This window comes from Roseivivax sp. THAF30, from assembly GCF_009363575.1.
Lineage (GTDB): Bacteria > Pseudomonadota > Alphaproteobacteria > Rhodobacterales > Rhodobacteraceae > Roseivivax > Roseivivax halotolerans.
Genome location: NZ_CP045389.1, coordinates 1,053,246 through 1,079,848, shown reverse-complemented (window position 1 = coordinate 1,079,848; position 26,603 = coordinate 1,053,246). Strand labels below are relative to the sequence as shown.

Below are 26,603 nucleotides of genomic sequence, written 5' to 3'. Positions count from 1 at the left end.
TCTTCGTGGCCCGGGGCGTCTGGCCCAGGGCACCCGGACGATCCGGGTCGGTTTCCGTTGTCGGGGAACTTGGGCGCTATATAGTCACGCCATGATCCGGTGGAAAGAGAAAATCGCGAGCCTGATGATCTGCCTTGGCGCACCTGCGCTGGCAGAGGGCGAGATCGCGGGCGAGTTCGACTATTACGTCCTAGCGATGAGCTGGTCTCCGACCTGGTGCGCGCTCGAAGGCGACGCGCGGGGCTCGCCGCAATGCGCGCCCGAGCGGGATGCCGGCTGGATCCTGCACGGACTTTGGCCGCAATTCGAGACGGGCTGGCCGTCCTATTGCCGGACGCCCCATGGCCCGCCGTCGCGCGCGATGACTGCGGATATGGCGGATGTGATGGGCACGTCCGGCCTCGCCTGGCATCAGTGGAAGAAGCACGGCACCTGTTCGGGGCTGAGTGCCACTGATTATTACGAGACCGCAGAAGAAGCGTTCGAGGCGGTCGTGCTGCCCGAGGTGTTCCGCCGTCTGAAAGACCCCGTGACGCTGCCCGCCGCCGTGGTTGAAGAGGCGTTCCTGCGGGACAATCCCGATCTCGAGCCCGACATGCTGACCATCACCTGCCGGGAGGGACGCATCCAGGAGACGCGGCTCTGCCTGACCCGCGATCTGGAGCCCGTGACCTGCGGCGCGGATGTGGTGCGCGACTGCCGTGCGCGGGATGCGCTGATGGATCCGATCCCCTGAGGCGCAGCGCGCGTTTGTAACATTGCGTGAGAGCGACCCGCGATGCGCCTCCGGCGCAAGCGCGACTTTGCAACATTCACGCCACTTTCATCGCTGAGTGTTACATCGGCTTGCGCGCGGCCAAGTCTCGAAGCCGAAACAACCCATTGATATTAAACGATCCTACGGGACTCCTCGGAACCTGTCGCACCTGCGAAAGGGTCAGGCGTCCGTGATTGACGCTCCCGTGAATGGCGCGGCGCAAGGTCGCGGGTCAGGCTTGGGCCAGCCCGACCGGCCTGCCCGGCGGGCCTCTGACCCCGAATGCCGCAACGGAGACATCCATGTCCAAGACCATCAAGACCGCCGCTCTCGTCGGTGCCGTCGCCGCGAGCTTCGCCGCAACCGGTGCCCATGCCCAGGCCCAAGAGAAGTGCTACGGCGTCTCGCTCGCCGGCGAGAACGATTGCGCCGCCGGCCCCGGTACGACCTGCGCGGGCACCTCGACCGTCGACTACCAGGGCAATGCCTGGACCCTCGTCGAAGCAGGCACCTGCACCGAGATCGATCTGCCGCAGATGGCCGATGGCACGCCGCGCGAGGGCTCGCTCGAGGAGCTCGACCGAGACCTGCCGACCGGCTGATCCGATCGCGCGGGGCAGAAGGCTGCCCCGCGCCTCCCCCCGCACCGCAAGGACGCATCGCCATGTTCGATCTCAACCAGACGGCCCTGCCCCAGGCGCCGGGCATCGGCTTCAAATCGCGCCATTTCGACGACCTGATGCGCGGCCCCGGACCCGTCCGCTGGCTCGAGATCCACGCCGAGAACTACATGGGCGATGGCGGGCGCCCGCAGGCCCAGCTTGCCGCTCTGTCTGAACGCTTTGCGCTTTCTGTTCACGGTGTCGGGCTTTCCATCGGTGGCGAGGGTCCGCTTGATCGCGACCACCTGGCGCGGCTCCGGCTGCTCCTGGACCGGGTGCAGCCTGCCGCGTTTTCCGAGCATCTCGCCTGGTCGACCCATGACGGTGCTTATTTCAACGATCTTCTGCCCCTGCCCTACACGAACGCGACGCTGACCCGCGTCGCCGCGCATATCGACGAGGTGCAGGAGGCGCTCGGCCGCCAGATGCTGCTGGAGAATCCGTCCTCATACCTCGCCTTCGCCGAATCGACCTGGGACGAACCCGCATTTCTCGCGGAGCTTGTCCGCCGCACCGGCTGCGGGTTGCTTCTCGACGTGAACAACGTCTTCGTCTCGGCGACCAATCTCGGCTTCTCTCCCGAGGGTTATATCGAGGCCTTCCCCTTGGAGGCGGTGGGCGAGATCCATCTTGGCGGGCATGACGAGGACGCAGACGATCACGGCGCGCCGCTGCTGATCGACAGCCACGGATGCGAGGTGGCGAATCCGGTCTGGGCGCTGCTGGACAAGGTGCTCAGCCGCACCGGACCGCGCCCCGTCCTTATCGAATGGGACACGGACGTGCCTGCCTGGCCGGTTCTGGCCGAAGAGGCTCGAAGGGCCGACGAGGCGCTCGCGCGGGTGCTTGCATGAGCCGCGAGTGCGAATTCCGCGCGGCGCTCATGGAGCCATCTGCCGCGATCCCGCATGGGCTTTCTGGTGGCGCGGGGCGGTGCGCTGATCGGCGCTACAACGTCTATCGCAACAACGTGGCCGTCTCGCTGGCAGATGCGATCGAGACCGGCTTTCCGACCGTCACACGCCTCATCGGAGAAGAGAACCTGCGCCGCGTCGCCAGCGTTTTCATCCGTCAGAGCCCGCCGACGAGCCCGATCCTGGCGCAATATGGCCGAGCGTTCCCGGCCTTCCTTGCCGCGTTTCCACCGCTCGCGCATCTGCCCTACCTTTCGGACATCGCGCGCGTCGATCTCGCGATGCGCGAGAGCTACCACGCTGCCGATCACACCCCGCTCGATCCCGCCGCTCTGACCGGGCTCGAGGAAGACGACCTCGCAGCCTTGCACCTGACGCTTGCCCATTCTCTACGGCTTGTTTCGTCGAATTGGCCGATTCACCAGATCCGCGCCTTCACGATGGGCGAAACGCAGGACAAACCGACAGGTGGCGGAGAGGCGGTCGCGATTCTGCGGCCCCATTTCGATCCCGCGCCGTACCTTCTGCCGCAGGGCGCCTATGCTTTCCTTTCGGCGCTTGGCGCGGGCGAGACCTTCGGCGCGGCACAGGAGCGCGCAGGCCCGAAGTTCGATCTGCCTGCCACGCTCACCCTACTTCTCGAAACCGGCGCGCTGGCCGCGCCAGAGACCGGAGCCGCCTCATGTTGACCCGCCTTTTTTTCACACCCGCGGATGCGCGCGACCTCGTGCTGCCGCTGATCGCCCGCTTCGTCTTCGCGGCAACTCTGCTCGTCTATTACTGGCACGCGGCGCTGACGAAGCTCGATGGAGGGCCGGTCAGCCTTTCGCTCGGAGCCTACGCACAGATCTTTCCAAGGGCATTCGAGGCGGTCGGCTATGACGCGAGCCAGCTCGGCGGCTTTCATTACCTCGTCGCGCTTGCCGGCACGTATGCCGAATTCGTGCTTCCGCTTCTCTTGGTGATCGGCCTGATTGCCCGGCCGGCGGCGATCGCGATGATCGGGTTCATCATCATCCAGAGCCTGACCGATCTCTACGGTCATGGCGGTATCGCACATACAGAAACGCTGGGCGCTTGGTTCGACCGGTTACCGGATGGGGTCATTCTCGATCAGCGGGCGTTCTGGGTGCTTGCGCTGACATTGATCGCGGTGAAGGGGGCGGGCGCGCTGTCTGTCGACCAGGTCCTCGCGCGCCGCGCCTCCGGTGCTGGCCGGCTGCAGCCGGCCTGAGGCTTACACCCCGAGCGCCTCGCGCGTGTCAGCGCCGAAGCCGAGATACATCTCGTCGCCCTTGACGATCAGCGGGCGCTTCATCGCGGCCGGATGCGCGCCGATGATCCAGACGGGCTGTTTCTTGCGGTCCTCTTCGGAGAGCTCGCGATAAGTCTTGGATTGGATATTCAGCATCCGGTCTCCGAAACGCTCCAGCGCATCGGCCAGAACCTCGCCCGGCATGCCGTCTTCGCGCACATCGACGAATTCCGCGTCGGGAAGCGCTTTTTGCGCCTGTTTGCAGGTGTCGCAATTCTTGATGCCGTAGATTTTCATGAATGGTCTCCGCTCTGCCGTCATTGGTATCGGGGGCCAACAGGGACATCGCGCCTGCGGTTCCACAAAGCTCAGGCCGCCTGCAGCCGCCCTGCTTCCTTGCGGGCGAGCGAGATCAACTCCTGCACGTAGCCCTTGCCCTGATCGGCGGTGCGGGTCGCGGCATAAAGCCTGCGCGTGACGCCGTTTCTCGTCAGCGGGCGCGTGACGTAATCGGAATTGTATTTCACCTCCCGCACGACCCAATCGGGCAGAACCGATATACCCCGGTTCGAGGCGACGAGCAGGAGGATGACGGCGGTCAGCTCCACCTGCCGGATGGCGGCCGGCTCCACCTTGGCGGGCGTCAGAAGCTGGGAGAAAATGTCGAGACGGGAGCGCTCCACCGGATAGGTGATGAGCGTCTGGCCACGAAAATCCTCCGCCTCGATATAGGGTTTCTGAGCCAGGGGATGCGCCGAGGCGGCGACGAAGACCGGGTTGTAGTCGAAGAGCTCGGTGAAGGTGACCCCGGGCAGATCCTCGGGGTCGGACGAGACGACGAGGTCCACCTCCTCCTTCAGGAGCGCAGGCAGCGCGTCGAAGGCAAGACCGGGACGGATGTCGACATCGACATCGGGCCAGGACTTGCGGAAAGCCTCGAGGACCGGGAAGAGCCATTCGAAACAGGCGTGACACTCGATCGCGATATGCATCCGGCCCGAGACGCCTTTTCGCAAACCGTCGAACTCGGCCGACAGCGCCTCGACCTGTGGCAACACCTGCTCGGCGAGCCGCAAGAGGCGCAATCCGGCCGGCGAGAGCTTCATCGGCTTGGAGCGCCGCACGAAAAGCTCCACCCCGGCCTGATCCTCAAGCCCCTTGATCTGGTGACTGAGCGCGCTTTGCGTGATATTGAGCTGGTCTGCCGCGCGCGCCAGCCCGCCTGCCTCGTGAATGGCTTTTATCGTGCGTAGATGGCGGAACTCGATGTGCATCTCTTAGTTCGTCTCATGTTGTTCTTGAGATTTATGAGTTTGTCTCACTTTTCTCGCCATGCGACAAGCAATGGAAAGCAAAAGGAAGCCCGTCCATGACCCGCCCCGAGATCTCGTTCGAGTTCTTCCCGCCGAAAAACATCGAAGCCTCGTTCCGGCTCTGGGACACGGTGCAGACGCTCGCACCGCTGAACCCGCGTTTCGTCTCAGTGACCTATGGCGCGGGAGGCACCACCCGCGAGCTGACGCGCGAGGCAGTGAGCGCGATTCACAAGCATTCGGGCCTCCGGACAGCGGCGCATCTGACCTGCGTGAACGCCACCCGCGAAGAGACGCTGGGCATCGCGCGGAGCTTCGCAGAGGTCGGCGTGACGGATATCGTGGCGCTTCGCGGCGACCCGCCGAAGGGCGAAACCCGGTTCACGCCCACCGATGGCGGCTTCGCCAATTCCTGCGAGCTGATCGCGGCGCTGAAAGAGACGGGCGATTTCACGGTCCGCGTTGGCGCTTATCCCGATATCCACCCCGAAGCGCCCAGCGACACTGCGGATGTCGAATATCTCAAGCGCAAGTTCGATGCGGGTGCGGACGAGGCGATCACGCAGTTCTTCTTCGAGGCGGAGACGTTCTTCCGGTTCCGCGATGCCTGCGAGAAGGCCGGGATCGACAAGCCGATCGTTCCGGGCATCTTCCCGATAGAGAACTGGAAAGGCGCACGTCGCTTCGCGGAAAGCTGCGGCACGAAGATCCCTGCCTGGGTGATCGAGGCGTTCGATGCGGCTGAACGGGACGGTCGCGAAGATCTGCTGGCGACAGCGCTCTGCACCGAACTCTGCACCGATCTCATCGAGGGCGGCGTCGACAAGCTGCACTTCTACACGCTGAACCGCCCCGAGCTCACGCGCGACGTCTGCTTCGCGCTCGGCGTCACCCCGGAGACCCGCCTCGAAAACGTCGCCTGAGCCTTTGTGACGGTACAATTCCGCGCTTGAACTCAGACCGCGCGCGCGCCTTTCTCAGGGCGCGCGCATTTTGTTTTCGGGGGATCACATGCGGATTGCGATCAACGGGTTCGGACGGATCGGCAGGACGATCCTGCGCCAGGTCCTGAGCGATCCGGCCCATGCGGATATCGAGGTCGTGCTTCTGAACGACATCGCGCCGCTCGAGGATTGCGCCTACCTCTTTCGCTATGACAGCGTCTACGGCCCCTATCCCGGCAAAACCACGACTTCGGACGGACACCTGACCGTCGACGATTACGAGATGCCATTCCACGCGGCCGAAACGCCCGCCGATCTCGATCTGTCGGAGGTCGATATTCTACTCGACTGCACCGGTGCGGCAGATGCAAGGGCAGCGGCGGAGGCGGGGCTGGCGTCAGGGGCGCGCAACGTGCTGATCTCGGGCCCGTGCCTCGACGCCGAGCGCACTCTGGTGCTCGGCGCGAACGAGGACATGCTGGGCGACGCCCGCATCGTCTCGAACGCATCCTGCACGACGAATGCGCTTGCGCCACTTCTGAAAGCGCTCGATGCCGCCTACGGGGTCGAGACGGGACATATGACGACGGTCCACTGCTATACCGGCAGCCAACCGACCGTCGACAAGCCGCGCGGCCCGTTCGAACGCTCGCGCGCAGCGGCGGTGTCGATGGTCCCGACGACGACATCCGCGGCGAAGCTCATCGACCATGTGCTGCCGGAGCTCGCAGGCCGCGTCACTGGCGCGGCGGTGCGGGTGCCCTCGATCTCGGTTTCGGCGGTCGATCTGGTGGTGCAACTGACGCGCCCCCACGGATCTGACGCCGCGGACGCTGTGCGCGCCCTCGCCGACACCTCGGCGGTGATCGGCCTCACCGAGGATCCGTGCGTTTCGGTCGATCTGCGGGCACGTCCCGAAAGCATCGTCCTTGCGCCGCAGGAGGCGATGGCTGTCGGGGATCGGCAGCTCCGCATCTTCGGATGGTACGACAACGAATGGGGCTTCTCCGCGCGGATGCTCGACATGGCCCGGCTGATGCATGTGCGAGAGCACGGCTAGGAGCAGCGCGTCCCTGTCCGGCCCGGTTGTCGCGCAACCTGCCGGAAATGCCGCGCGGCGCGCGAGAATGGCAGGACCAGCGGTTCGAGCAGCCGCGACTGTCCCGCGCCCATCGCGCCCATGTCGGCAATACGCGCCGCGAAGGCTGCATTCGCGCCAGGCCCATCCTCGACCAGCACTTGCGCACGTGACTGCCAGCCATGGACCTGCGCCTCGGTCATCAGCCGTTCGAGAGCTTCTGCCGCCCTCAAGGCCGTATGCAGCGAAAGGGCTGCATGGGCGCAGCCGGCCCGTGCTCCGACAGAAGCGAAGAGCCGGTCTGGCGGCAGTGTCCAGACCGGGTCGACAATCAGCTCGGCGAAATCGCGCACGCGCGGACCAGGCCCGCAGGTTTCAAAGTCGAACCAGCGAACGCGCCTGTCAGCGCCGAGCGTCGCATTCGCGGGACGGCAATCTCCTTTGACGAAAGCCCGCGGGATTGCGCAAAGCGCGCGCATCACGGCTGCCCGGTCGAACACCACCTCGCCCTTTGCTGCAAAAGGGGCCAGCGCGTCGGCCGAGAGGATACGCCGCGCCGCCTGCTCTTCGGGATCATCAAGCGGATCGAGCGCGCGTGACAGCGCGGTGCGATCGGCCGCCGCGTGCAGATCGACAAGGCTCGACGCGGCGGCCTCGGCGAGCAGTGCTTGGCGTCCCACCGGTGCCCGCGCAATCGCGAGGTCGAGCCGGTTCTGGCCGAGATCCGATTGCAACAGAACGCCCGACTGACAGCCCAGAACCACGGGCACGCGGTCGGTGATGTCCGAGAGCGCCCTGAGAACCAGCGCTTCCTCGCGTGCCGTGCGCCCCTGGCTGCGCGCGGTCGCAATCACGCTGCGTCCATCGATCTTGAGCCGCAGGCTGGCCCGGAACACCCCGCCGGGCGATTCGACATCGCTGACCGGTTCACCGCAGACAGCCTCGGCCACCGAGAGCACGCGCAGAATGCGTGCCTCGTTTGCGGAGGCAAGTTCTTGCAGGCTCGGTTTCGCCACGTCGTGACCTCGCTGCGCCGGAAGCTGTCGCATCGCTGCGTGACAATCTCCCTATCCTTCGGACGCGGCGATTATGCGGTGAGATTGCGGCAGCAGCCCTGAAAATAGAAAGTGCGTTGGAAACCGTAGGTAAAAGCTTCACGATTGGGAGGTAGGCAAGACGCAAAGGAGAGATCGGAATGGATTGGGCGCGCGAACACGAACGCTATTGGACTTTCGCGGGCTGCGTGGCGTTCGCTGTGCTTTCGCTGATCCTGACCCTTGCCGTCTCCGTCTGGTTCGTCCTTCCGCTCGTTCTCTTCGTGGCGCTGTCGCTCGTAGGCGTCTATGACGTCACCCAAAGCAGCCACGCGATCCTGCGAAATTACCCGATCCTTGGGCACATGCGCTTCATCTTCGAGGGCATCCGCCCCGAGATCCGTCAGTACCTCATCGAGAGCGAGAAAGACGAGGAGCCGTTCAGCCGCGAGGCGCGCAGCCTCGTCTACCAGCGCGCCAAGCAGGACGAATCGAGCCGGCCTTTCGGTACGCAGGAACGTGTCTACGAGGCCGGATATTCATGGCTCACCCATTCCATCGCGCCTACGCAACTCGATGAGCAAGACTTTCGCGTGACGATCGGCGGGCCGGACTGCAAGCAGCCCTACAATGCCTCGCTCTACAATATCTCCGCGATGAGTTTCGGCTCGCTCTCGGCCAATGCGATCCTCGCGCTCAACACCGGGGCGAAGAAGGGCGGCTTTGCCCATGACACCGGCGAAGGCGCGATCAGCCGCTATCACCGCGAAGGCGGCGGCGACCTCATCTGGGAGATCGGCTCGGGCTATTTCGGTTGCCGGACGGAGGACGGGCGCTTCAACCCCGATCGCTTCGCAGAGCAGGCGGCGCTCGAGCAGGTCAAGATGATCGAGATCAAGCTCAGCCAGGGCGCGAAACCGGGACATGGGGGCATGCTTCCCGGCTCCAAGATCACGGCCGAGATTGCAGAAGCACGCGAGATCCCGATGGGTGTCGACTGCATTTCCCCGGCGGCGCATTCGGCCTTCTCGACACCGATCGAGCTTCTCCAATTCGTGGCGCAATTGCGCGATCTGTCGGGCGGAAAGCCCGTCGGCTTCAAGCTCTGCATCGGGCACCGGCGCGAATTCATGTGCATCGTGAAGGCGATGCTGGAGACCGGGATCACACCGGACTTCATCGTAGTGGACGGAAAGGAAGGCGGCACCGGTGCGGCGCCTCTGGAATTCGCCAACCATGTCGGCATGCCGATGGTCGAAGGACTGACCTTCGTGCACAACGCGCTTCGGGGTGCCGGCCTGAGGGACCGGATCAAGATCGGGGCCGCGGGCAAGATCACCTCGGCCTTCGACATAGCCCGGGCGCTGGCGATCGGCGCGGATTGGTGCAACGCCGCGCGCGGCTTCATGTTCGCCGTCGGCTGTATCCAGGCGCAGGCCTGCCATACCAACCATTGCCCGACCGGCGTCGCGACGCAGGATCCGCTGCGCCAGCGGGCGCTCGACGTGCCAAGCAAGGCCGAACGGGTCTACAATTTCCACCGCAAGACGTTGCACGCGCTTGCGGAAATGGCCGGTGCCGCGGGGCTATCGAATCCCAGCGAATTCCTGCCGCGGCACTTCATGGTGCGTCAAAAGGACAGCGAGATGGCCGAGATGGACCGCGTCTATCCCTATATTCGCGAAGGCGCGCTTCTGGACGATGCCGACGACTTTCCCGATTTCCGCTTGCGCTGGAAACGGGCGCGCGCCGACAGCTTCCGCTCGGTGGACTGACCGGGTCTCAGCGCAGCCCCGTCACGACCCAATCGGCGAAGGCCGCCATCAATTCGTCCGAGGCCGCATCGAAGGCAGCGACGATATCCGGCGTTTCGAGCGAGGCCGACACCGCCTGGCTCGCGAAGGTGCGGCTGGCGAGGATGGCGACATCCTCCTCGCGCACGAGCTGGACCGAGATCCGCAGCGTCACCTCGGCCTGCTCGCCAAGATCGCGCGCCTGGAAGTCGATGACATCGCTGACGATCGCGACGTCCCCCGACAGGCCGAGCGGCTCGCGTCCCACATAGGACAAACCGTCCGTGGCCTGCAGGCTGCGGAGCATCAGCGATTGCACCATGACCGGCACTTCCTCGCCCCAGCGCGCCCCCGGCAGATACTGAGCTTCGAGCTCGGATGGCTTGATCATGATCCGGTCGGTCAAGAGCGCGCCCGTGGTCGTCGGCGGCTCCACGGTCACGTTGAGGCGAGACCGGCGCGGCGCTTCCGCTATACCCTCGGGCGCACGCAGCTCGTAGACGTCGAGCACTTGGGTCGCATCCGACAACGCGGAGAGCGCTGAGCAAGCGGACAATGCGAGCGGTGCGAAAATAAGGGCCAAGCGGGTCATAGGGTCAGTCTACCTGCGGAATTCGGGCGTGTCGCGGTCGAGAAGAAGCCGCGCGGGATCACGCGACAATTGCCGCGTCAGTTGATCGAGATTGCGGATGAGCCGCCGCGTCTCGGACGCAAGCGCGGAGTATTGCGGCAACCCATCGGCGGCGAAGGTCGCGACCGGCCCGCCGCTCCGCGCAACGACGCTCTGGATTTCGCGGAACGTCGCTTCGGCGACGGCAGCGGCCTCGCGAAGATCCTGGCTGAGCGCGGGAATGTCCTCCGACACTTCCGCGATAGCCGCGTCGAAACTGGTGATCGCGCCGCGCAGATCCTCGGTAATGGCCGCGATCTCGGTGTTGATTACCCGGTCGGCGCCGTTGAAGGCGCGCTCTGCCGCGACCAGTGTCCGGTTGCCGGTCACAAGCGCTTCATTGACCGCCTCGAGCGTGCCGTTCGCCGTGGCGAAGGTCGTCGTCGCGGTCGAGAGCGCCAATTCGGCATCATCGGTAAGCCCCGCCACACCCTCGGCAGTGCGGGTCACATCCGCGCCCGCCTCCTCGATCACGCGGCGCGCGGTTTGCGTGGCGCTGCGGACATCGGCGATGACGACCGGCAGATCTTCCTGAGCGACGCCCGAGATCACCTCGACTACCTCGGCGGTATCGGCGACCACGGCGCGCATCTCGTCGATGAGCCATTGGCCGTCCTCTTCGAAGAGGAGGTCGATATTCTCGGATGTCTCGTAGATCGAGTCGGACGCGATCTCGAAGCTGTCGATCAGCGCAGAGGTCTCGGCGATGAGCGGTCCGGCCTCCTCGAAGCGCTGCTGCGCGACGGCGCCGGCCGAGGTCAGCGTCGCCAGCGTCTCGGTCGCGTCATCGGTCAACTCGATGAGCTCGAGACGCAGATCGGCGATGGCCCCCTGCAACTCGATGGTCAGCGCGGGCAGGTCATTCGACAGATATCCCCGCGTGCTGTCGATCGTCTCGGTCGCCGCGTCGAGCGTGCCCTGCCCCCGTTGCAGCAGAACCTGCGCGTCCTGCGCGAGATCGTTGACGGAGACGAGCGTCGTGTTGGCCGTATCGAGAACGACCGAAAGGTCCGCCGAGAGCGTTTCGAGCGTGGTGTTGAACCGGTCGATCTGCTCGGAAAAATCCGAGATCTGCTCGGTCACGTTGGAAAAGCTTTCGAGCACGCTTGAGAAACTCTCGGAGGCATCGGCCACGTTGCCGAGGATCGTATCGACCCGGCCGCGGTTCTCCTCGCTCATCAAGGCATTGAGATCCTGCACCACTTCGAGCGCTTCAGAGAGAAGCTCCGGCGCATCCTCGCTCAAGGATTGCAGGACGGATGTGCCTGCCGGAATCGTCGGGATCGCGCTGTCGGATGCTTCCGCCAGAAACGGCGCATCCGCCGTGCCCGCGCTGATGCCGACGTAGGACACACCCGTGACGCCTTGGGCTTCCACCGTGGCCTCGCTGTCGGTCCGCACCGGCGTGTCCGCTTCGACCTCGAGGCGCACACGCACCGTGCCGTCACGATCTGGCGAAAGGCCAAGGCTCACGACCCGGCCCACAGGAAGCCCCGCAAACCGCACGTCGGCGGCGTTGGAAAGCCCCGCGACCGACGTGAAATTCACGTCGTAATAGGCGTATTCGTCATCGAGCTCGACGCCTGCGAACCACAGAACGAAGCCCAGAAGCCCCAGGAAGCCCAGAAGCGTGAAGGTCCCGATCAGGATATAATTCGCGCGCGTCTCCATACCGCGCGATCACGCCCCGCCCTGCGCCGCGCGAGCGCGCGGGCCGTGGAAGTAGTCGTGAACCCAAGGATGATCCACGCGGGCCATCTCCTCTATCGTGCCTGTGACGAGAACGCGCCGTTCGGCCAGAACCGCCACACGGTCGCAGACCGCATAAAGCGTGTCGAGATCATGCGTTACCAGGAACACCGTTAGACCCAGCGCCCGGCTAAGTCCATGGATCAACCGGTCGAATTCCGCAGCCCCGATCGGGTCCAGCCCGGCTGTCGGCTCGTCGAGGAACACGATTTCGGGGTCGAGCGCCAGCGCGCGGGCCAGCCCGGCCCGCTTACGCATCCCGCCCGAGAGCTCGGAGGGATATTTGCCGCCCGCCTCGGGACCGAGACCCACCATCGCGATCTTCAGATCCGCAAGCGCGCGGCGCGCCTCGGGGGCAAGACCCGGCACCCGCTTAAGCGGCACTTCGACATTTTCGCGCACGGTCAGCGACGAGAAGAGCGCGCCGTCCTGGAACATCACGCCCCAATTGTCCTCGACCGCCGCGCGGGCCGCCGGATCGCCGCCCGTCAGATCCTGTCCCAGAACCTCGATCTGTCCGGCCCGGGGCGTCTGAAGACCGATGATGGTCTTCATCAGAACCGATTTGCCCGTTCCCGATCCTCCGACAACGCCAAGGATCTCGCCGCGCTGCACGTCGAGATCGAGATCGTCGTGCACGAGCTGGCTGCCGAACTGGTTGCGGATGCCGCGGAGGCGAATGACCGGATCCTCCATCTCAGACCCCCAGCTGCGCGAAGAAGACCGAGAAGATGGCATCGGCAACGATCACCGCGAAAATCGCCTGCACCACCGCCTTCGAGGTCTGCCGCCCCAGGCTCTCCGCGTTGGAGCCGACCTGCATCCCGGCATTGCAGCCCACCACACCGATGATGATGGCGAAGACGGGCGCTTTCGACAGGCCGATCAGCACGTTGGCCAGGTCCGTGCCCTCGCTCAGGCGCGTGAGGAACATCGCGGGCGAGATATCGAGGACGAGAAGCGACATGATGCCGCCTCCGAGGAGCCCCATGACGTTGGCGACGAGACCGAGGATCGGCAGCATCAAGACGAGCGCCAGGATGCGCGGCACGAAGAGCGCCATTGCCGGGTCGATGCCCAGGGTCCGCATCGCGTCGATCTCTTCACGCATTTTCATCGAGCCGATAGCGGCGGTGAAGGCAGAGGCGGTGCGGCCCGCGACGATGATCGAGGTGAGAAGGATGCCGAGCTCGCGCAGGATCGAGATCGAGATGAGATCCACCACGAAGACCTCCGCCCCGAATTGCCGAAGCTGCGTCGCACCCTGGAACGCCAGCACGACGCCGATCAGGAAGGACAGAAGGCTCACGATGGGCACGGCGCGCAAGCCGACATCCTCGCAATGCGCGACAAGGGCAGTCAGTCGGAACTCGCTTGGATGCCGCAGCGACCGACCGAGACGGGCGAGAAACAGGCCGAAGACGCCAAGAAAGACGCCCCCGCCGCGCCCCGCCGTCACAACGCCTTCGCCAAGCTCCGCGAGCCGGTCGGCCACCCCGCGCCGGACAGGTTGCGATGACGGTTCGGGCTCTGCAATGGCGTGGTCCACGCGGGTCATGAGCTGCGAGAGCGCGTCGGACGCCCCGAGAAGCGTCAGATCATGACCCGCCGCTTCCAGCCGGTCCCGCAGCCGCTCCAGCGCCCAGGCCCCCGCCGTGTCCATGCGCGACAGGTTCGACAGATCGACACGGACGTCGCGGTCGGCGGGCAGTGCGTCCAAGGCGGCTTGCGCCTCTGTCAGCTCGAACACGGTCAGGCGGCCCGACAGCGTCAGCTCGCGCGTCTCGGCTCCGGTCTCCTCCACCATGTCGAAAAGGTGCGCCATGCCTCAGCCCCGCCAGAACCGCGGGGTGAACAGAACGAGCACCGCCATCAGCTCGAGCCGTCCCATCAGCATCGCAAGGCACAGAAGCCATTTCGCGGCATCGTTGAGCGGCGCGAAATTGCCCGCAGGCCCGATGATCGGGCCGAGGCCGGGACCGATATTGGCGAGTGCAGAGGCCGCGCCGGAGAGTGAGATGATGAAATCGAGCCCTGTCATGCCGAGCGCCACGGCGAAAAGTCCGAGCGTGACGATGAAGAACAGGAAGAAGGTTACGACCGAGGACAGCACGTCCTCGCCCACCGGCCGTCCCTCGAAACGCGGCGCAAAAAGCCCGTGCGGCGTGCGGATCCGGCGCAGCTGGCTGCGAACGGAGGCCATCATGAGCTGCCAGCGAAAGACCTTGATGGAACATGCGGTCGAGCCCGCGCAGCCGCCGATAAGGCCGATGAAGAAGAACATCGCGATCAGGAACGGCCCCCATGTCATGTAATCGACGGAGGCATAGCCCGTGCCGGTCATGATCGAGACGATATTGAACAGCGCCTCGCGCAGCGCGGCCTCGGGATGGCGCGGATAGAGCGTCAGAAGCACCGAGACCGTGACGGCCACCAGAACGCCGATGATGATCAGGAAGACATGGATCTGGCTGTCGCGCAGGATCGCGCGTTCCTGGCCGTTCACCAGCTGCACGTAGCGCACGAAGGGCAGCGCCGCGAGGATCATGAAGAAGGAAGCGACGTATTCCGCCGGTCCCGCGAAGGTGCCGAAGGACGCATCGTAATTGGAGAACCCGCCAGTCGAAACCGTCGTCAGCGCATGGACCGTGGCATCGAACACGTTCATGCCGGTCGCGATATAGGCGAGCGTGCAGGTCAGAGTGATGGTGATATAGATCGAGGAGATCGAGGACGAGATCTCGGCCGCGCGCGGCAGGACTTTCCCCATCGTATCGAAGGCTTCGGAGCGGAAGATCTGCATCCCGCCCACGCGCAACTCGGGCAGAAAGACCATCGCGACCACGATGATACCGATCCCACCCAACCATTGCAGCAGGCCTCGCCACAGAAGCAGCCCTTTGGGCAGCTCGTCGAGCCCTGTGAAGACGGTGGACCCAGTCGTCGTCATGCCTGACATCGCTTCGAAGAAGGCGTCGATGAATCGCGCTTCGGTTGCACCGAGGATAAACGGGATCGCACCGAAAATCGGAAGAACCAGCCAGACGCCGGTCGTCAGCAGGAAGATCTGCTGCAAGGACATCCGCTCCTTGACCGCATTCTGCGTCGCGAGCGCGATCAGCCCGCCGGCGGCGATGGTCATGATCGCGCTTTCCGCGAAGACCGGCCATTCGCCCCGGCCTTCGGCAATATCGACCAGCATCGGAACCAGCATCGTCAAGCCGAGGCAGGTCACCAGCAGGCCGATCACATAGGCTACGGGGCGGACGTCGAACATGACGGCGAGCGTTGGCGTGGGCCTTGGGCCAAGTCAAGCGCGCAGGGTCGCGGGATCTCCGATGCGATGCGCCCATGCCTCCCGTAGGCTCTCTCGCCTACAGGCAAAGGAGAGAAAAACGCCCGCCGGACATGGCGGGCGCGTTCGGCTTTTTGCGAGCCTATGTCAGCCGACGTGAAAGAGCGTCGAGAAGAGCTTGGGATCGAGGCTCTCCTGCTCGAAGAGCGGCCCTTCGGTCAGAACCGAAACGGCGTCATGGCTGTGCAGGCTTTCCTGGTGGCTTGCCACGACCCGGAAATCGCCGATGCGGGCGTCCTTCTGAAGCTGCTCGGCAAACAGACGCGCGGCATCCTCGACGAAGATCGGGTTCGCGCCGTTCAGCTCCGCGAAGGCCTGTTCATCCTCGCGCTTGACCATGACCTGCGTCTCGGTCGGCACCGCCTTGCGGCAAAGCTCAATCAGATCCTCGAACCAGAGGCAGTCATCGCCCGTGGTCTCGACCGAGATGCGCGCGACGGAGCGCTGCGAATGCGGCGTTGCGAGCACGCCCCGTTCCCTGCGGGCATGTTCGCTGAGTTCCAGCGAGCACGGGCAGGTCGACGAATAGACATAGTCGAGATGCATGATCTTGCGGCGCTGCCCTGCGGTCTCGACCAGCTCGAGCGCGATGTCGTAATACTGGAAGCCCTCGAGCCCCGAACGCAAGCTCTCGACCCTGAGAGGAAAGCGCAGGCGCATGTTGATGCGGGCATCGAAGCTTTCGAGATCGCTCTTGTAATCGTCGAGCGCCGACTCGATCACCTCGAACGAGAACGTCTTCTCCGCGTGCTTGTAGAAAGACCGCATGATCCGCGACATGTTGATGCCTTTCTTGTCGGCATCGAGGCTCACGGACCCGGTGACGGAGGTCTCGAGCGTCACGTTGCCGTTGTCGCGGGTGCGGAAAGTCACGGGCAGACGGAAATTCGAGATGCCGACATGCTGGATCGCGCGGCGCGCGCCGCGGATCAGCGAGGACGGCCCGTTCTGCAGATCGGGCAGCGTGTCCTTGTATTCGGCATCCACATCGAAGGCCGCATCATATTCGCGCGCAAGGTCAGGATAGGCATCCGCGCCCGAGACGAGACGGGCGATGGCCGGATCGAGCTCGGCGATCTCGTCGTCATCGGACGCGCCGGCCCAGTCGCGAAGGAGCGCCAGGGCTTCCCTGGCGGCCTCGCGGCTCGGCTTACGCTCGAGTTCTGGAGTATGGACGTTCATGAGGGGCACTCCGTCTGGTCACGCGAAGATATAGGACGCGGCCGCCCGATTTGCCGACCGCTTTCATCTTACGTCCGACAAAGTGACCCGGATCAGCGGAATTTCAATGATTTGGAGGGGGTAGTCCCCCGATCACATGGCCGCGAGCGCCTGCTCCAGGTCGCCGATCAGGTCTTCTGCATCCTCAAGCCCGATGGACAGGCGAATGAGCCCGTCACTGATACCCAGCGCGTCCTTCATCTCTTGCGACAGACGTTGATGCGTCGTTGTCGCGGGATGCGTCGCGATGGTCTTGGCATCGCCGAGGTTGTTGGAGATGAGAATGACCTCAAGGGCGTTCATGAAGCGGAAGGCCGCCTCCTTGCCGCCCGAAATCTCGAAGGCCAGCATCGTGCCGCCCGCGCCCATCTGCCGCAGCGCCAGGTCGTGCTGCGCGTGGCTCTCGAGGCCGGGATAGATCACGCGGGACAGCCGCGTATTGCCCTCGAGCGCCTCGGCGATGTGGCCCGCGCTCTCGGTTTGCGCCCGGACACGCAGATCGATCGTCTCTAGACCCTTCAGAAGCACCCAGGCGGTGAACGGGCTCATCGAGCCGCCGGTATGCTTCATGTAAGGCTCTACGACCTTGCGGATATGCTCACGCGTGCCGAGGATCACGCCGCCCAGCGTGCGCCCCTGCCCGTCGATATGTTTGGTGGCCGAATAGATCACCACGTCCGCGCCCTGAGCGACGGCATCGGAATAGACCGGCGTCGAGAAGACGTTGTCGACGATCACCGCCGCGCCGACGCCGCGCGCGATCTCGGCCACGCCTGCGATATCGACCAGTTCCAGCGTCGGGTTCGACATCGACTCGAAGAAGACAGCCTTGGTGTCCGGCCGCACGGCGTCGCGCCACTGGTCAAGATCCGCGCCGTCCACCAGCGTCACCTCGACACCGAAGCGCGGCAGGATCTCGTCCACGATGTAAAGACACGAGCCGAAGAGCGCACGGGCCGACACGAGGTGATCTCCCGCCTTGAGCATCGACATCAGCGCACCGTTGACCGCCGCCATGCCGCTTGCCGTGGCGAACCCGTCCTCAGTGCCCTCGAGCAGCGCGATCCGCTCCTCGAACATGCGAACGGTCGGGTTGCCGTAGCGGGCATAGATGAATTCGTCTTCCCCGGCAGAGAGGAAGCGTGCCTCGGCATCCTCTGCGCTGGGATAGGCGAAGCCCTGGGTGAGGAAGATCGCCTCGCTCAGCTCGCCATATTGCGAGCGGCGGGTGCCGCCGTGGACAAGGTTGGTGCGGGTCTTGCGCGTCGTCATTTCAGCCTCCTGCCGCCTCGTCCGGGCGGCGCATCAAAAAAGCCCCGTCGCGGTCAAGCGAAAGGGGCCCTTCTGGAAGAACGCTCTCGTCTGACCTCTTTAGCGGCATGTTTAACGTGGCCCGCAATCCGGTGAACAAATCGCCACGAAAATGCTGGTAGCGGCCCGATTCCCACACGTCAAGACTGTCATGGAGACGTCGCGCAGACGTCACGTGGACATCATCCTCGGGGCGTATCCGCTCGGGCAAAACAGGAGGCCCGAGCAGATGCCCGTCCTGCCCGTCACAGCGCTGCCCGAGGGGCTCGTGCCGCATGACGCGGACATGCCCCTTGCGGCCCAGATGGCCGAAGCTCTCGCCGGCTCCTCGGGGCCGATCATCGTGATGGTTCACGGGTTCACCTACGCACCGGGCCGGGGCATCCACTGCCCGCATGAGACACTCTTCAACGCCTATCCGCAAAGACGTGCGGACGGCACGCGGCGGATGAGCTGGCCGCGGCGGCTCGGCTGTCTTGAGGCCGGACCGGATGCCGCGCTTGGTATTTCTTTCGGCTGGCCCGCGCGGGGCTCGATCTGGAAAGCCGCGCACGAGGCCGATGCCGCAGGTGCGCGCCTTGCCGAGCTCGTGCGGGAATTGCGCCTTCTCGCACCGCATCGTCCGATTTCGGCCATCGGCCATTCGCTCGGTGCGAAGGTCATCCTGAGGGCGCTTGCCGCCGCGCCCGCGCGCAGCATCGAGAGCGCGCTGCTTCTGGCTCCAGCCGCGACGCGAGCAGACTTGAAGGCCGCGCGACACGCGCCTGCCGGGCAGACGGTGCGAATCGCATCCGTCGCGGGGCGGGAAAACTGGGTGTTCGAGGCGCTCTACCTTACGGCGATGGCGGCCGGCGGGCGGCCCGCCCTGCCCCTTGTCCGCAGCGATGTCGAATGTGGGCGCGGTGTCTCACTGCGGATCGACGATGCCGTGAGCCTCCAGCGTCTTTCAGCGGCGGGCTACCAGATCGGCGCGCCGCGCCACCCCATCTGCCATTGGTCCGCCTATACGCGGCCCGGCCTCATGCGTCTCTATCGCGATCTTCTGACGGGCAGGCTGCCGTTCGACGTGCTGCGGATGATCCTGCCGCCCCACGAACAGCGCGCCACGGACGCCGCAGAGCCTCCGCGGGTTCTCGTGCCGAACGCGCTCTGACACGCAGCCTCAATGGTCGCGGCGCTTGGAGGGGCTCTCTCCCATGTAATCCTCTGTCGTACGGACGCGCGGACGCTCACCACCCTGGAACGGGTTGTTCTGGCTGTGAAATTGCGCCTGCACCCGGCAATCGTCGCACATCTGGATCATGCGGATCGCATCGGGGTTCGAGAACATCGCGTGGTTCCCGGCCAGCTTTTCCGTGATCCGGTCGACGGTGGATTTCACCCCGAAGAGCGCGCCGCATTCGATGCAGGCGAAGGGCTCTTCCTCGTTCAAGACCTGCTGCGAGAGGGCCCCGTCGGTGAGGTTCATGCGCGGCTCGAGCGCGATCGCGTTCTCGGGGCAGATATTCTCGCAGAGCCCGCATTGCAGGCAGGCGTCTTCCTGGAACAGGAGCTGCGGCTTGTCGGGGTTGTCGCCAAGCGCGCCCGAGGGGCAGAGAGAGACGCAGGACAGGCACAGCGTGCAGGCATCCGTATCGACGAGCACCGCGCCATAGGGCGCGCCTTGCGGCAGATCGACAATCTCCGCATCGGGCTGCAAAGCCTTGGCAGCGACGCGGGCCACCTGCCGCCGAGTGCCCATCGGCAATGCGGGCGCGCAGAGTGCGGGCGACGCGCCGCCGTAAAGTGCTTCGGGTAGCGCGTCGGGGTCGGCGACATCGAGGAGCCGCACGGCGTCTTGTCCGGTCAGCGCATTGGCCAGTGCCGTCTCGCGCTCGGGCGTGTCTCGCTCGGTTCGCGGGGACATCAGCATGTCGACGCGGGAGAATCCGGCGGCAAGCGCCGCGACCATCTCCGCGTGACCGAAGCCGGCGAGCGCGGTGGTCTCGAAAGGGATGACATCGGCCGGAAGCCCGCGCCCGAATCTTGCAGCGAGGCGGATCATCTCGGCGCCGTGGTCGGCATCATGCACGAGCAATCTCGGCGCGGCGCCGCCTGCCCGCCGGAAAGTCCGCGCCAGTGTCTCGAGCCTGCGGAAGACGCTGGAGACGGGCGGCGCGTCGTAGGTGATCGCTCCAGAGGGGCACAGAGCCGAACACGCGCCGCACCCCGCGCAGATCATCGGATCGACGCGGACATGCTCACCCTCGGGCTGGATCGCCCCGGTCGGGCAGATATCGAGGCAGCGCGTGCAGCCGGTCTGACCGGCGCGCGAATGGGCGCACAATGCAGGCTCGGTCCGCACGTAGAGCGGCTTTTCGAAGGTGCCGACCATCTCTGCGGCGAGCGCGGCCTGGCGCACGACCTCCACCGGGCGGCCGGGATCTGCGCGCAGATAGCCCTCGCGCTTTTCGGGCGCGGGAAAGAGCGACGTGCCGCCCGTCAGGTCCAGGATGATGTCGCAGGACGAGGCCGCGCCATCGACGGGCTCGTCGAAGGTAAAGGCGCCGCGTCCTCCGGGCAGAAGCTGACGGAAGCCGTCGATCGTGACCCCGAAATCGCCGAGCGCGCCGTGCGCCTTGCGGATCCGGCCCCGAACCACATCGAAGCGTCGGTCGGCGGGCGGCTCCGTCTCGTCGCCCTGCAGAACGGTCACGGCAAGCCGGTCGGCGAGCGTCGCGGCGGTCTCGAAGGCCAGATCACCCGACCCGATGAGAAGGCAGGTGCCTTCCGAGATCACATCGCGGGTGCCGGGCAGCGGCACTTCGATCAGGGCCTCGGCGGCGAGCGCCGCTTGCTTCGGACCGGCCTCATCCGCTTCGTCCGACCACCCCGCGCGGTCGCGCAGATCGACGAAGGCGGGAGGCTCGACGCCCAACTCCTCGGCCAACATCTCGAAGAACGCGGTCTCCTGTCCGCAAGCCACCAGCGTGTCGCCCTGCCCAAGCGCCTTCGCGGCGGCCTCGGTCTCGCCCTGGCACAGCTTGGTGTGCACGCGGCTCGTCTCGAGCCCGGTCGCGGCGGCGATCTTTTCCGCATCGAGGCTTTGCGAGCCCAGGCAATCGCAAAGCAGGATTTTCTTCGGCATGGCTCCCCCTAGTCCCGCGGCTCTTCCGGCCGGGGATGCCGCGCGGCGCGGCGATCCCGCAATTCGGGAAATCGTGATTTCGGATTTCGGAGCTGGATGGTATAGTTCTATTCAGCCGTGCGAAAGCCACAAAGATGTGCGGCTACAGGGAGAGAACGACTTGTCCGAAGACAATGACATGGCAGACCGCAAGTCGGTCAGCCTGACTGTCGGCGTGATCGTGGAGCGCAGACCGGGCGTGACGCGCTGGCAGCGCGAAGTCTGGCAGCCCCGCGCGCTTCTCGTCGACGCACCCAGGAACGCCGATTGGCGCGAATTGCGCCGTGACGGTGATCGCGTGGAATATCTCGCGGCAACCGTCCCCCTGACGCTGTATCGAGGCGAGGCTGAGGCGTATCGCGTCGCGCTGTCCGAGCCGGTGCCCGCAGCATACGTCATCCTGCGTCCCTCGGCGCGCGAGGGATTCCCTTGGTATGTCCATCTCGTCACGCTTTCCCCGCACGAGGCGGCCCTTTTCGAGCAATCCGGCGATGAGCTGGTCGAGAAGGTCGCGCTGCCCGACGGGCTCATCGGCTGGGCGGGCCGCTGGATCGAGACGCATTACCGCGAAGAGAAATTCGTCAAGCGCAAGCGGCGGCCCATGGAAGAGGGCGAGGCGCGCCTCGGCGATCCGCGGATCTCGAAGCCGAGCGACATCTATCGCGCGCCGACCGAGCGTCGCCAACGGGGCACGCGATGAGGGGCGGTGATTTCTGGTCTCGCCGCAAGGCGCGCGTCGCGGCTGAAGAAGTCGAAGAGGTCCGTCGGTCGGAAGAGGCGGCGCTTGATGCCGAGGCGCGATCCCTCGAAGAGAAGAGCGACGCGGACATCCTCGAACAGTTCGGCCTGCCCGACCCGGACGAGCTGATGCCCGGCGACGGGATCGCGGGCTTCATGCGCCGCGAAATTCCAGAGCGGCTTCGCCGCCGCGCGATGCGGAAGCTGTGGCGCTCGAACCCGGTTCTGGCCTGCGTCGATGGTCTCAACGATTACGACGGCGACTTCACCGCGGCGGCGACCGACAGCCCCGGCGTGAAAACCGCCTACCAACTCGGCCAGGGGATGCGCGCCCATGTGGAAGCGCTGGCGCGCGAGGCCGAGGAGAAGGCAAACGCGACCACCCCGGACAGGGTCAACTCCGAGCCCGAAACGCCTCAGGAGACGGCATTTTCTGCACCTGCATCCGAAGCCGCCGAAGAGGCTTCGGGAAATTATGCAGCGCCAGACAACAATATGCAGCGCGCATCTGAGTCGAACCCTGAATATACGACCAAGGTCGTAGTGGAGGGGGTGTCGGAAGTCGGAACACCTTGGCATACGGAGGAGCACGCAGAGCGGCGGCCCCGCCGCATGCGCTTCAGATTTGAGGGGGGAGAATGAGCATCGCTCGAACGGCGAACCAAGAGGTGACCGAGGAAGACCGGCTCCGCGCCGATCTCTACAATTTCCTCGGCCTGCTTCTTGCAGGGCCGCCGGATGGCTTGCTCCTCGCGCAGGTCGGCGGCTTGTCTGGTGACAAGAGCGATCTCGGTCAGGCCATCGTGCGGCTTGCCGACTGCGCCAAGACCTCCTCGCCCAAGGACGTGGAACGCGAGTTCAACAAGCTCTTCATCGGTCTCGGCCGCGGCGAGCTTCTGCCCTATGCGAGCTATTACCTCACCGGGTTTCTGAACGAGAAGCCGCTCGCCACGCTGCGGCAGGATCTGCGCGCGCGGGGCCTCAGCCGTTCGCCCAACGTATTCGAGCCCGAGGACAACATCGCCTCGCTGATGGAAGTGATGGGCGCGCTGATCGTCGGCCGCTTCGGAGAGCCTGCGCCGCTCGAGGATCAGAGGACGTTCTTCAACCGCCATATCGCGCCCTGGGCGGGCCATTTCTTTGCCGATCTCGAGACCGCCAAATCCGCGATGTTCTATGCCGCGGTGGGCTCGGTCGGCCGTGCCTTCGTCGAGATCGAGCGCGAAGGTTTCAGATTGACGTCGGAGTGATCCGGCACGAAGCGGCCTCAGCCGGGCCGCTAGACACCCAAGGACGAGCCCGAAGAGATCGGCCGGCGTCCGCCAAGGAAGGGAGAGACGATATGTCCAAAGACCAGAAAGCGGACAAGAGCCGCCGCGGCTTCCTCAAACTCGCCGGCACCGCGGCCCCGGCCGCGCTTGCCGTCGTCGCGACCTCGGGCACCGAGGCCGAAGCGGCGGTCGATGACGGCCAGCAGGGCTCCGGCCTGCGCGATACCGCACATACCCGCGCCTATTTCGACAGCGCCCGCTTCTAAGGCGCGCGCACAGCATCTGCCGGCACATCGGGCGTCACGTCCCCGCCTGCCGGCACCAGCCCCGAGACGCACAAGCGCCCGTGGGTGACGATAACGGAGGGAACCATGCTCAAGAAAAAGACAAGCGGAGTTGCGCGACGCGCCGCCCGAACGGGGCTTCTGTCCGAGGTTGCCGGTAAGTCCGTCGACCGCCGCGCCTTCCTGCGCGGATCGGGCCTCGCCATCGGTGGCCTTGCCGCGATCAGCGCGACCGCCGGCTCGGTCACCCGCGCCTCGGCGCAGGAAGCGGTCGACGACGCGGTCAAGACCGTGAAATCCGTCTGCACCCACTGCTCCGTCGGCTGCACCGTGATCGCAGAGGTCCGCGACGGCGTCTGGACGGGTCAGGAGCCCGGCTGGGACAGCCCGTTCAACCTCGGCGCGCATTGCGCCAAGGGCGCGTCGGTGCGTGAACACACCCACGGCGAGCGCCGCCTCAAGTACCCGATGAAGAAGGTCGACGGCGAGTGGACCCGCATCTCCTGGGAAGAGGCGATCAATGAGATCGGCGACCAGATGATGTCGATCCGTGACGAGAGCGGTCCGGATTCAGTCTACTGGCTGGGCTCGGCCAAGCACAACAACGAGCAGGCCTACCTTCTGCGCAAGTTCGCGGCCTACTGGGGCACGAACAACATCGACCACCAGGCGCGGATCTGCCACTCGACCACGGTTGCGGGCGTTGCGAACACATGGGGCTACGGCGCCATGACCAACTCCTACAACGACATCCACAATTCCCGCGCGATCTTCGTGATCGGCGGCAACCCCGCCGAGGCGCATCCGGTCTCGCTCCTGCACCTTCTCAAGGCGAAAGAGCAGAACAACGCGCCGATGATCGTGTGCGACCCGCGCTTCACGCGCACCGCGGCGCATGCGGACGAGTATGTCCGTTTCCGTCCGGGCACGGACGTCGCGCTCGTCTGGGGCATCCTGTGGCACATCTTCGAGAACGGTTGGGAGGATGAGGAATTCATCCGCACCCGTGTCTGGGGCATGGACCAGATCCGCGACGAAGTCGCCAAGTACGATCCCGAAGAGGTCGAGCGCATCACCGGCACGCCGGGCTCGCAGCTCGAGCGCGTCGCGCGGACATTGGCCAACAACCGTCCCGGTACCGTGATCTGGTGCATGGGCGGCACCCAGCACACCAACGGCAACAACAACACCCGCGCCTACTGCATCCTGCAGCTCGCGCTTGGCAACATGGGCGCGGCCGGCGGCGGCACCAACATCTTCCGGGGCCATGACAACGTGCAGGGCGCGACCGACCTCGGCGTTCTCGCCGACACGCTGCCTGGCTACTACGGCCTGACGGATGGCGCCTGGGGCCACTGGGCGCGCGTCTGGGACGAGGATCTCGACTGGCTCCGCGGCCGCTTCGCCGTGATGGAAGGCGCCGGCGCCGACGGAGCCGACCGGATGATGATCAACGAGACCGGTATCCCGGTGTCGCGCTGGATCGACGGTGTCCTCGAGGATGCCGAGAATATCGACCAGCCCGACAACACCCGTGCCATGGTTCTCTGGGGTCACGCGCCGAACTCGCAGACGCGTCTGCCGGAAATGAAGACCGCGATGGAGAAGCTCGACCTTCTCGTCGTGATCGACCCCTACCCGACCGTGACCGCGATCATGCAGGACCGCACCGACGGCGTGTACCTGCTGCCCGCGGCAACCCAGTTCGAGACTTACGGCTCGGTCACCGCGTCGAACCGTTCGCTGCAATGGCGCGAGAAGGTGGTGGATCCGATCTTCGAGTCGAAGGCCGACCACGTCATCATGAAGATGTTCGCGGACAAGTTCGGTTTCTCGGACCGGCTCTTCCGCAATATCGAGGTCAATGGCGACGAGCCGCTGATCGAAGACCTGACACGCGAGTTCAATCGGGGCATGTGGACCATCGGCTATACCGGCCAGTCGCCGGAGCGGATGCGCACCCACATGCAGAACCAGCACACCTTCGACCGCACGACGCTGAAAGCGCTCGGCGGTCCGGCTGACGGCGACTATTACGGCCTGCCCTGGCCGAGCTGGGGCACGGCCGAGATGAACCACCCGGGCTCGCCGAACCTCTACGACATCTCCAAGCCTGTCGCCGATGGCGGCATGGGCTTCCGCGCCCGCTTCGGCGTGGAGCGGGATGGCGACAACCTTCTCGCGGAAGGCGTCTACCCGGTCGGCTCCGAGATCCAGGACGGCTACCCGGAGTTCACCTACCAGATGCTCGTCGATCTCGGTTGGGACGGCGACCTGACGGACGAGGAGCGCACCGCGATCGAGCGCGTCGCCGGCTGGGAGGGCGAGCGCCCGACCACGCAGGGCAACGGTCAGCAGGATGTCGGCGAGCAGTCACAGACCGGTCCGATCGAGAGCGATTACAACACCGCGCTCGGCGGAGTGAACTGGAAGACCGACCTGTCGGGCGGCATCCAGCGCGTTGCGATCGCCCATGGCTGCGCGCCCTACGGCAACGCCAAGGCCCGCGCCGTGGTCTGGACCTTCCCCGATCCGGTCCCGGTCCATCGCGAGCCGCTCTACACGCCGCGTTACGACCTCGTGGCCGACTACCCGACCTACGAGGACAAGAAGTTCTGGCGCGTTCCGACGCTCTATTCGTCGATCCAGAAGGACGATTACTCGCAGGACTTCCCGATCACCCTCACCTCCGGCCGTCTGGTCGAATACGAGGGCGGCGGAGACGAGACGCGCTCCAACCCCTGGCTCGCGGAATTGCAGCAGGACATGTTCATCGAGGTGAACCCGCGTGACGCCAACGATCTCGGCGTGCGCGACGGCAACCAGGTCTGGGTCTACGGCCCGAACGGAGGCAAGATCCGCGTTATGGCCATGGTCACCGAACGTGTCGCGCCGGGTGTCGCCTTCATGCCGTTCCACTTCGGCGGCTTCTGGCAGGGCGAGGATCGCCGCTCCTACTATCCGGAGGGCGCCGATCCCTACGTGCTCGGCGAATCCACAAACACCGCACAAACCTACGGCTACGACTCGGTCACGCAGATGCAGGAAACCAAAGCCACGCTTTGCCGCATCGAGGCCGCGTAAGGAG

25 protein-coding genes and 1 riboswitch are annotated in these 26,603 nt (G+C 65.3%); of the genes, 14 read left to right on the top strand and 11 right to left on the bottom strand.

Annotated elements, in window-relative coordinates:
* Nucleotides 1-91: 91 nt before the first annotated feature.
* From FIU91_RS05185 to FIU91_RS05165, 5 genes are all read left to right on the top strand, one after another.
* Nucleotides 92-736, top strand: coding sequence for a ribonuclease T2 (locus FIU91_RS05185; protein WP_152461705.1), 645 nt, complete (start codon nt 92-94; stop codon nt 734-736).
* Between the two features lie 323 nt (nt 737-1,059).
* A complete protein-coding gene (locus FIU91_RS05180) occupies nt 1,060-1,359 on the top strand; it encodes a DUF2282 domain-containing protein (protein WP_152461704.1) in 300 nt (99 codons plus the stop codon).
* A gap of 62 nt (nt 1,360-1,421) precedes the next feature.
* A complete protein-coding gene (locus FIU91_RS05175; RefSeq protein WP_152461703.1) occupies nt 1,422-2,273 on the top strand; it encodes a DUF692 family multinuclear iron-containing protein in 852 nt (283 codons plus the stop codon).
* A complete protein-coding gene (locus FIU91_RS05170) occupies nt 2,270-3,022 on the top strand; it encodes a DNA-binding domain-containing protein (RefSeq protein WP_152461702.1) in 753 nt (250 codons plus the stop codon). The genes FIU91_RS05175 and FIU91_RS05170 overlap by 4 nt, the downstream gene beginning before the upstream one ends.
* Nucleotides 3,016-3,567, top strand: a complete 552-nt coding sequence (locus FIU91_RS05165; RefSeq protein ID WP_152461701.1) for a DoxX family protein — start codon at nt 3,016-3,018, stop codon at nt 3,565-3,567. The genes FIU91_RS05170 and FIU91_RS05165 overlap by 7 nt, the downstream gene beginning before the upstream one ends.
* Nucleotides 3,568-3,570: 3 nt before the next feature.
* Here the strand turns inward: FIU91_RS05165 and FIU91_RS05160 are convergent, their stop codons facing one another.
* Nucleotides 3,571-3,885: an ArsC/Spx/MgsR family protein gene (locus FIU91_RS05160; protein WP_093010233.1), complete on the bottom strand. Its 315-nt coding sequence runs from the start codon at nt 3,883-3,885 to the stop codon at nt 3,571-3,573.
* Nucleotides 3,886-3,956: 71 nt separating this feature from the next.
* Nucleotides 3,957-4,862 carry a LysR family transcriptional regulator gene (locus FIU91_RS05155; RefSeq protein ID WP_152461700.1) on the bottom strand — a complete coding sequence of 302 codons (906 nt, stop codon included), beginning with the start codon at nt 4,860-4,862 and terminating at the stop codon, nt 3,957-3,959.
* 95 nt (nt 4,863-4,957) lie between these two features.
* Here FIU91_RS05155 and metF point away from each other — a divergent pair, with 95 nt between their 5' ends.
* Both metF and FIU91_RS05145 read left to right on the top strand, forming a co-directional pair.
* Nucleotides 4,958-5,824 carry a methylenetetrahydrofolate reductase [NAD(P)H] gene (gene metF / locus FIU91_RS05150; protein ID WP_093010236.1) on the top strand — a complete coding sequence of 289 codons (867 nt, stop codon included), beginning with the start codon at nt 4,958-4,960 and terminating at the stop codon, nt 5,822-5,824.
* 88 nt (nt 5,825-5,912) lie between these two features.
* Nucleotides 5,913-6,905: a type I glyceraldehyde-3-phosphate dehydrogenase gene (locus FIU91_RS05145; RefSeq protein ID WP_152461699.1), complete on the top strand. Its 993-nt coding sequence runs from the start codon at nt 5,913-5,915 to the stop codon at nt 6,903-6,905.
* Here FIU91_RS05145 and FIU91_RS05140 read toward each other — a convergent pair.
* Nucleotides 6,902-7,972 (bottom strand): phosphotransferase, encoded by a 1,071-nt coding sequence (locus FIU91_RS05140; RefSeq protein ID WP_152461698.1) that lies wholly within the window; start codon nt 7,970-7,972, stop codon nt 6,902-6,904. The two genes, FIU91_RS05145 and FIU91_RS05140, sit on opposite strands and share 4 nt — an antisense overlap.
* Nucleotides 7,973-8,118: 146 nt before the next feature.
* On the opposite strand from FIU91_RS05140, the gene FIU91_RS05135 reads away from it, so the two are divergent.
* Nucleotides 8,119-9,732, top strand: a complete 1,614-nt coding sequence (locus tag FIU91_RS05135) for an FMN-binding glutamate synthase family protein (protein WP_152461697.1) — start codon at nt 8,119-8,121, stop codon at nt 9,730-9,732.
* A 7-nt stretch (nt 9,733-9,739) separates the two neighbouring features.
* Here the strand turns inward: FIU91_RS05135 and FIU91_RS05130 are convergent, their stop codons facing one another.
* The 7 genes from FIU91_RS05130 to metZ form a co-directional block, all read right to left on the bottom strand.
* On the bottom strand, nt 9,740-10,342 hold the full coding sequence (locus FIU91_RS05130; protein ID WP_152461696.1) for an ABC-type transport auxiliary lipoprotein family protein: 603 nt from the start codon (nt 10,340-10,342) through the stop codon (nt 9,740-9,742).
* 9 nt (nt 10,343-10,351) lie between these two features.
* Nucleotides 10,352-12,091 carry an MlaD family protein gene (locus FIU91_RS05125; RefSeq protein ID WP_152461695.1) on the bottom strand — a complete coding sequence of 580 codons (1,740 nt, stop codon included), beginning with the start codon at nt 12,089-12,091 and terminating at the stop codon, nt 10,352-10,354.
* A 9-nt stretch (nt 12,092-12,100) separates the two neighbouring features.
* Nucleotides 12,101-12,865 (bottom strand): ABC transporter ATP-binding protein, encoded by a 765-nt coding sequence (locus tag FIU91_RS05120; protein WP_152461694.1) that lies wholly within the window; start codon nt 12,863-12,865, stop codon nt 12,101-12,103.
* A gap of 1 nt (nt 12,866) precedes the next feature.
* Nucleotides 12,867-13,994, bottom strand: a complete 1,128-nt coding sequence (locus FIU91_RS05115) for an MlaE family lipid ABC transporter permease subunit (protein WP_172974943.1) — start codon at nt 13,992-13,994, stop codon at nt 12,867-12,869.
* Nucleotides 13,995-13,997: 3 nt separating this feature from the next.
* Nucleotides 13,998-15,446 carry a TrkH family potassium uptake protein gene (locus FIU91_RS05110; RefSeq protein ID WP_152461693.1) on the bottom strand — a complete coding sequence of 483 codons (1,449 nt, stop codon included), beginning with the start codon at nt 15,444-15,446 and terminating at the stop codon, nt 13,998-14,000.
* 165 nt (nt 15,447-15,611) lie between these two features.
* The gene (folE2, locus tag FIU91_RS05105) at nt 15,612-16,706 is read right to left on the bottom strand and encodes a GTP cyclohydrolase FolE2 (RefSeq protein WP_152461692.1); all 1,095 of its coding nucleotides are present in this window, start codon (nt 16,704-16,706) and stop codon (nt 15,612-15,614) included.
* Nucleotides 16,707-16,838: 132 nt separating this feature from the next.
* Entirely contained in the window at nt 16,839-18,017 is a 1,179-nt protein-coding gene (gene metZ / locus FIU91_RS05100; protein ID WP_152461691.1) for an O-succinylhomoserine sulfhydrylase, read from the bottom strand.
* Nucleotides 18,018-18,095: 78 nt separating this feature from the next.
* Nucleotides 18,096-18,174, bottom strand: a riboswitch (SAM riboswitch).
* Between the two features lie 111 nt (nt 18,175-18,285).
* On the opposite strand from metZ, the gene FIU91_RS05095 reads away from it, so the two are divergent.
* The gene (locus FIU91_RS05095) at nt 18,286-19,209 is read left to right on the top strand and encodes an alpha/beta hydrolase (protein ID WP_172974942.1); all 924 of its coding nucleotides are present in this window, start codon (nt 18,286-18,288) and stop codon (nt 19,207-19,209) included.
* A gap of 9 nt (nt 19,210-19,218) precedes the next feature.
* On the opposite strand, the gene FIU91_RS05090 is transcribed toward FIU91_RS05095, so the two are convergent.
* Nucleotides 19,219-21,183: a 4Fe-4S binding protein gene (locus FIU91_RS05090; protein ID WP_152461689.1), complete on the bottom strand. Its 1,965-nt coding sequence runs from the start codon at nt 21,181-21,183 to the stop codon at nt 19,219-19,221.
* Between the two features lie 160 nt (nt 21,184-21,343).
* Here FIU91_RS05090 and FIU91_RS05085 point away from each other — a divergent pair, with 160 nt between their 5' ends.
* From FIU91_RS05085 to FIU91_RS05065, 5 genes are all read left to right on the top strand, one after another.
* The gene (locus FIU91_RS05085) at nt 21,344-21,922 is read left to right on the top strand and encodes a DUF3305 domain-containing protein (protein WP_254702049.1); all 579 of its coding nucleotides are present in this window, start codon (nt 21,344-21,346) and stop codon (nt 21,920-21,922) included.
* A complete protein-coding gene (locus tag FIU91_RS05080; protein WP_152461688.1) occupies nt 21,919-22,602 on the top strand; it encodes a DUF3306 domain-containing protein in 684 nt (227 codons plus the stop codon). Before FIU91_RS05085 ends, FIU91_RS05080 begins: the two co-directional genes overlap by 4 nt.
* Nucleotides 22,599-23,210 (top strand): molecular chaperone, encoded by a 612-nt coding sequence (locus FIU91_RS05075; protein ID WP_152461687.1) that lies wholly within the window; start codon nt 22,599-22,601, stop codon nt 23,208-23,210. Before FIU91_RS05080 ends, FIU91_RS05075 begins: the two co-directional genes overlap by 4 nt.
* Before the next feature lie 92 nt (nt 23,211-23,302).
* Nucleotides 23,303-23,497: a twin-arginine translocation signal domain-containing protein gene (locus FIU91_RS05070; RefSeq protein WP_093010265.1), complete on the top strand. Its 195-nt coding sequence runs from the start codon at nt 23,303-23,305 to the stop codon at nt 23,495-23,497.
* 105 nt (nt 23,498-23,602) lie between these two features.
* Nucleotides 23,603-26,599, top strand: a complete 2,997-nt coding sequence (locus tag FIU91_RS05065; protein ID WP_093010267.1) for a formate dehydrogenase subunit alpha — start codon at nt 23,603-23,605, stop codon at nt 26,597-26,599.
* Nucleotides 26,600-26,603: the final 4 nt, after the last annotated feature.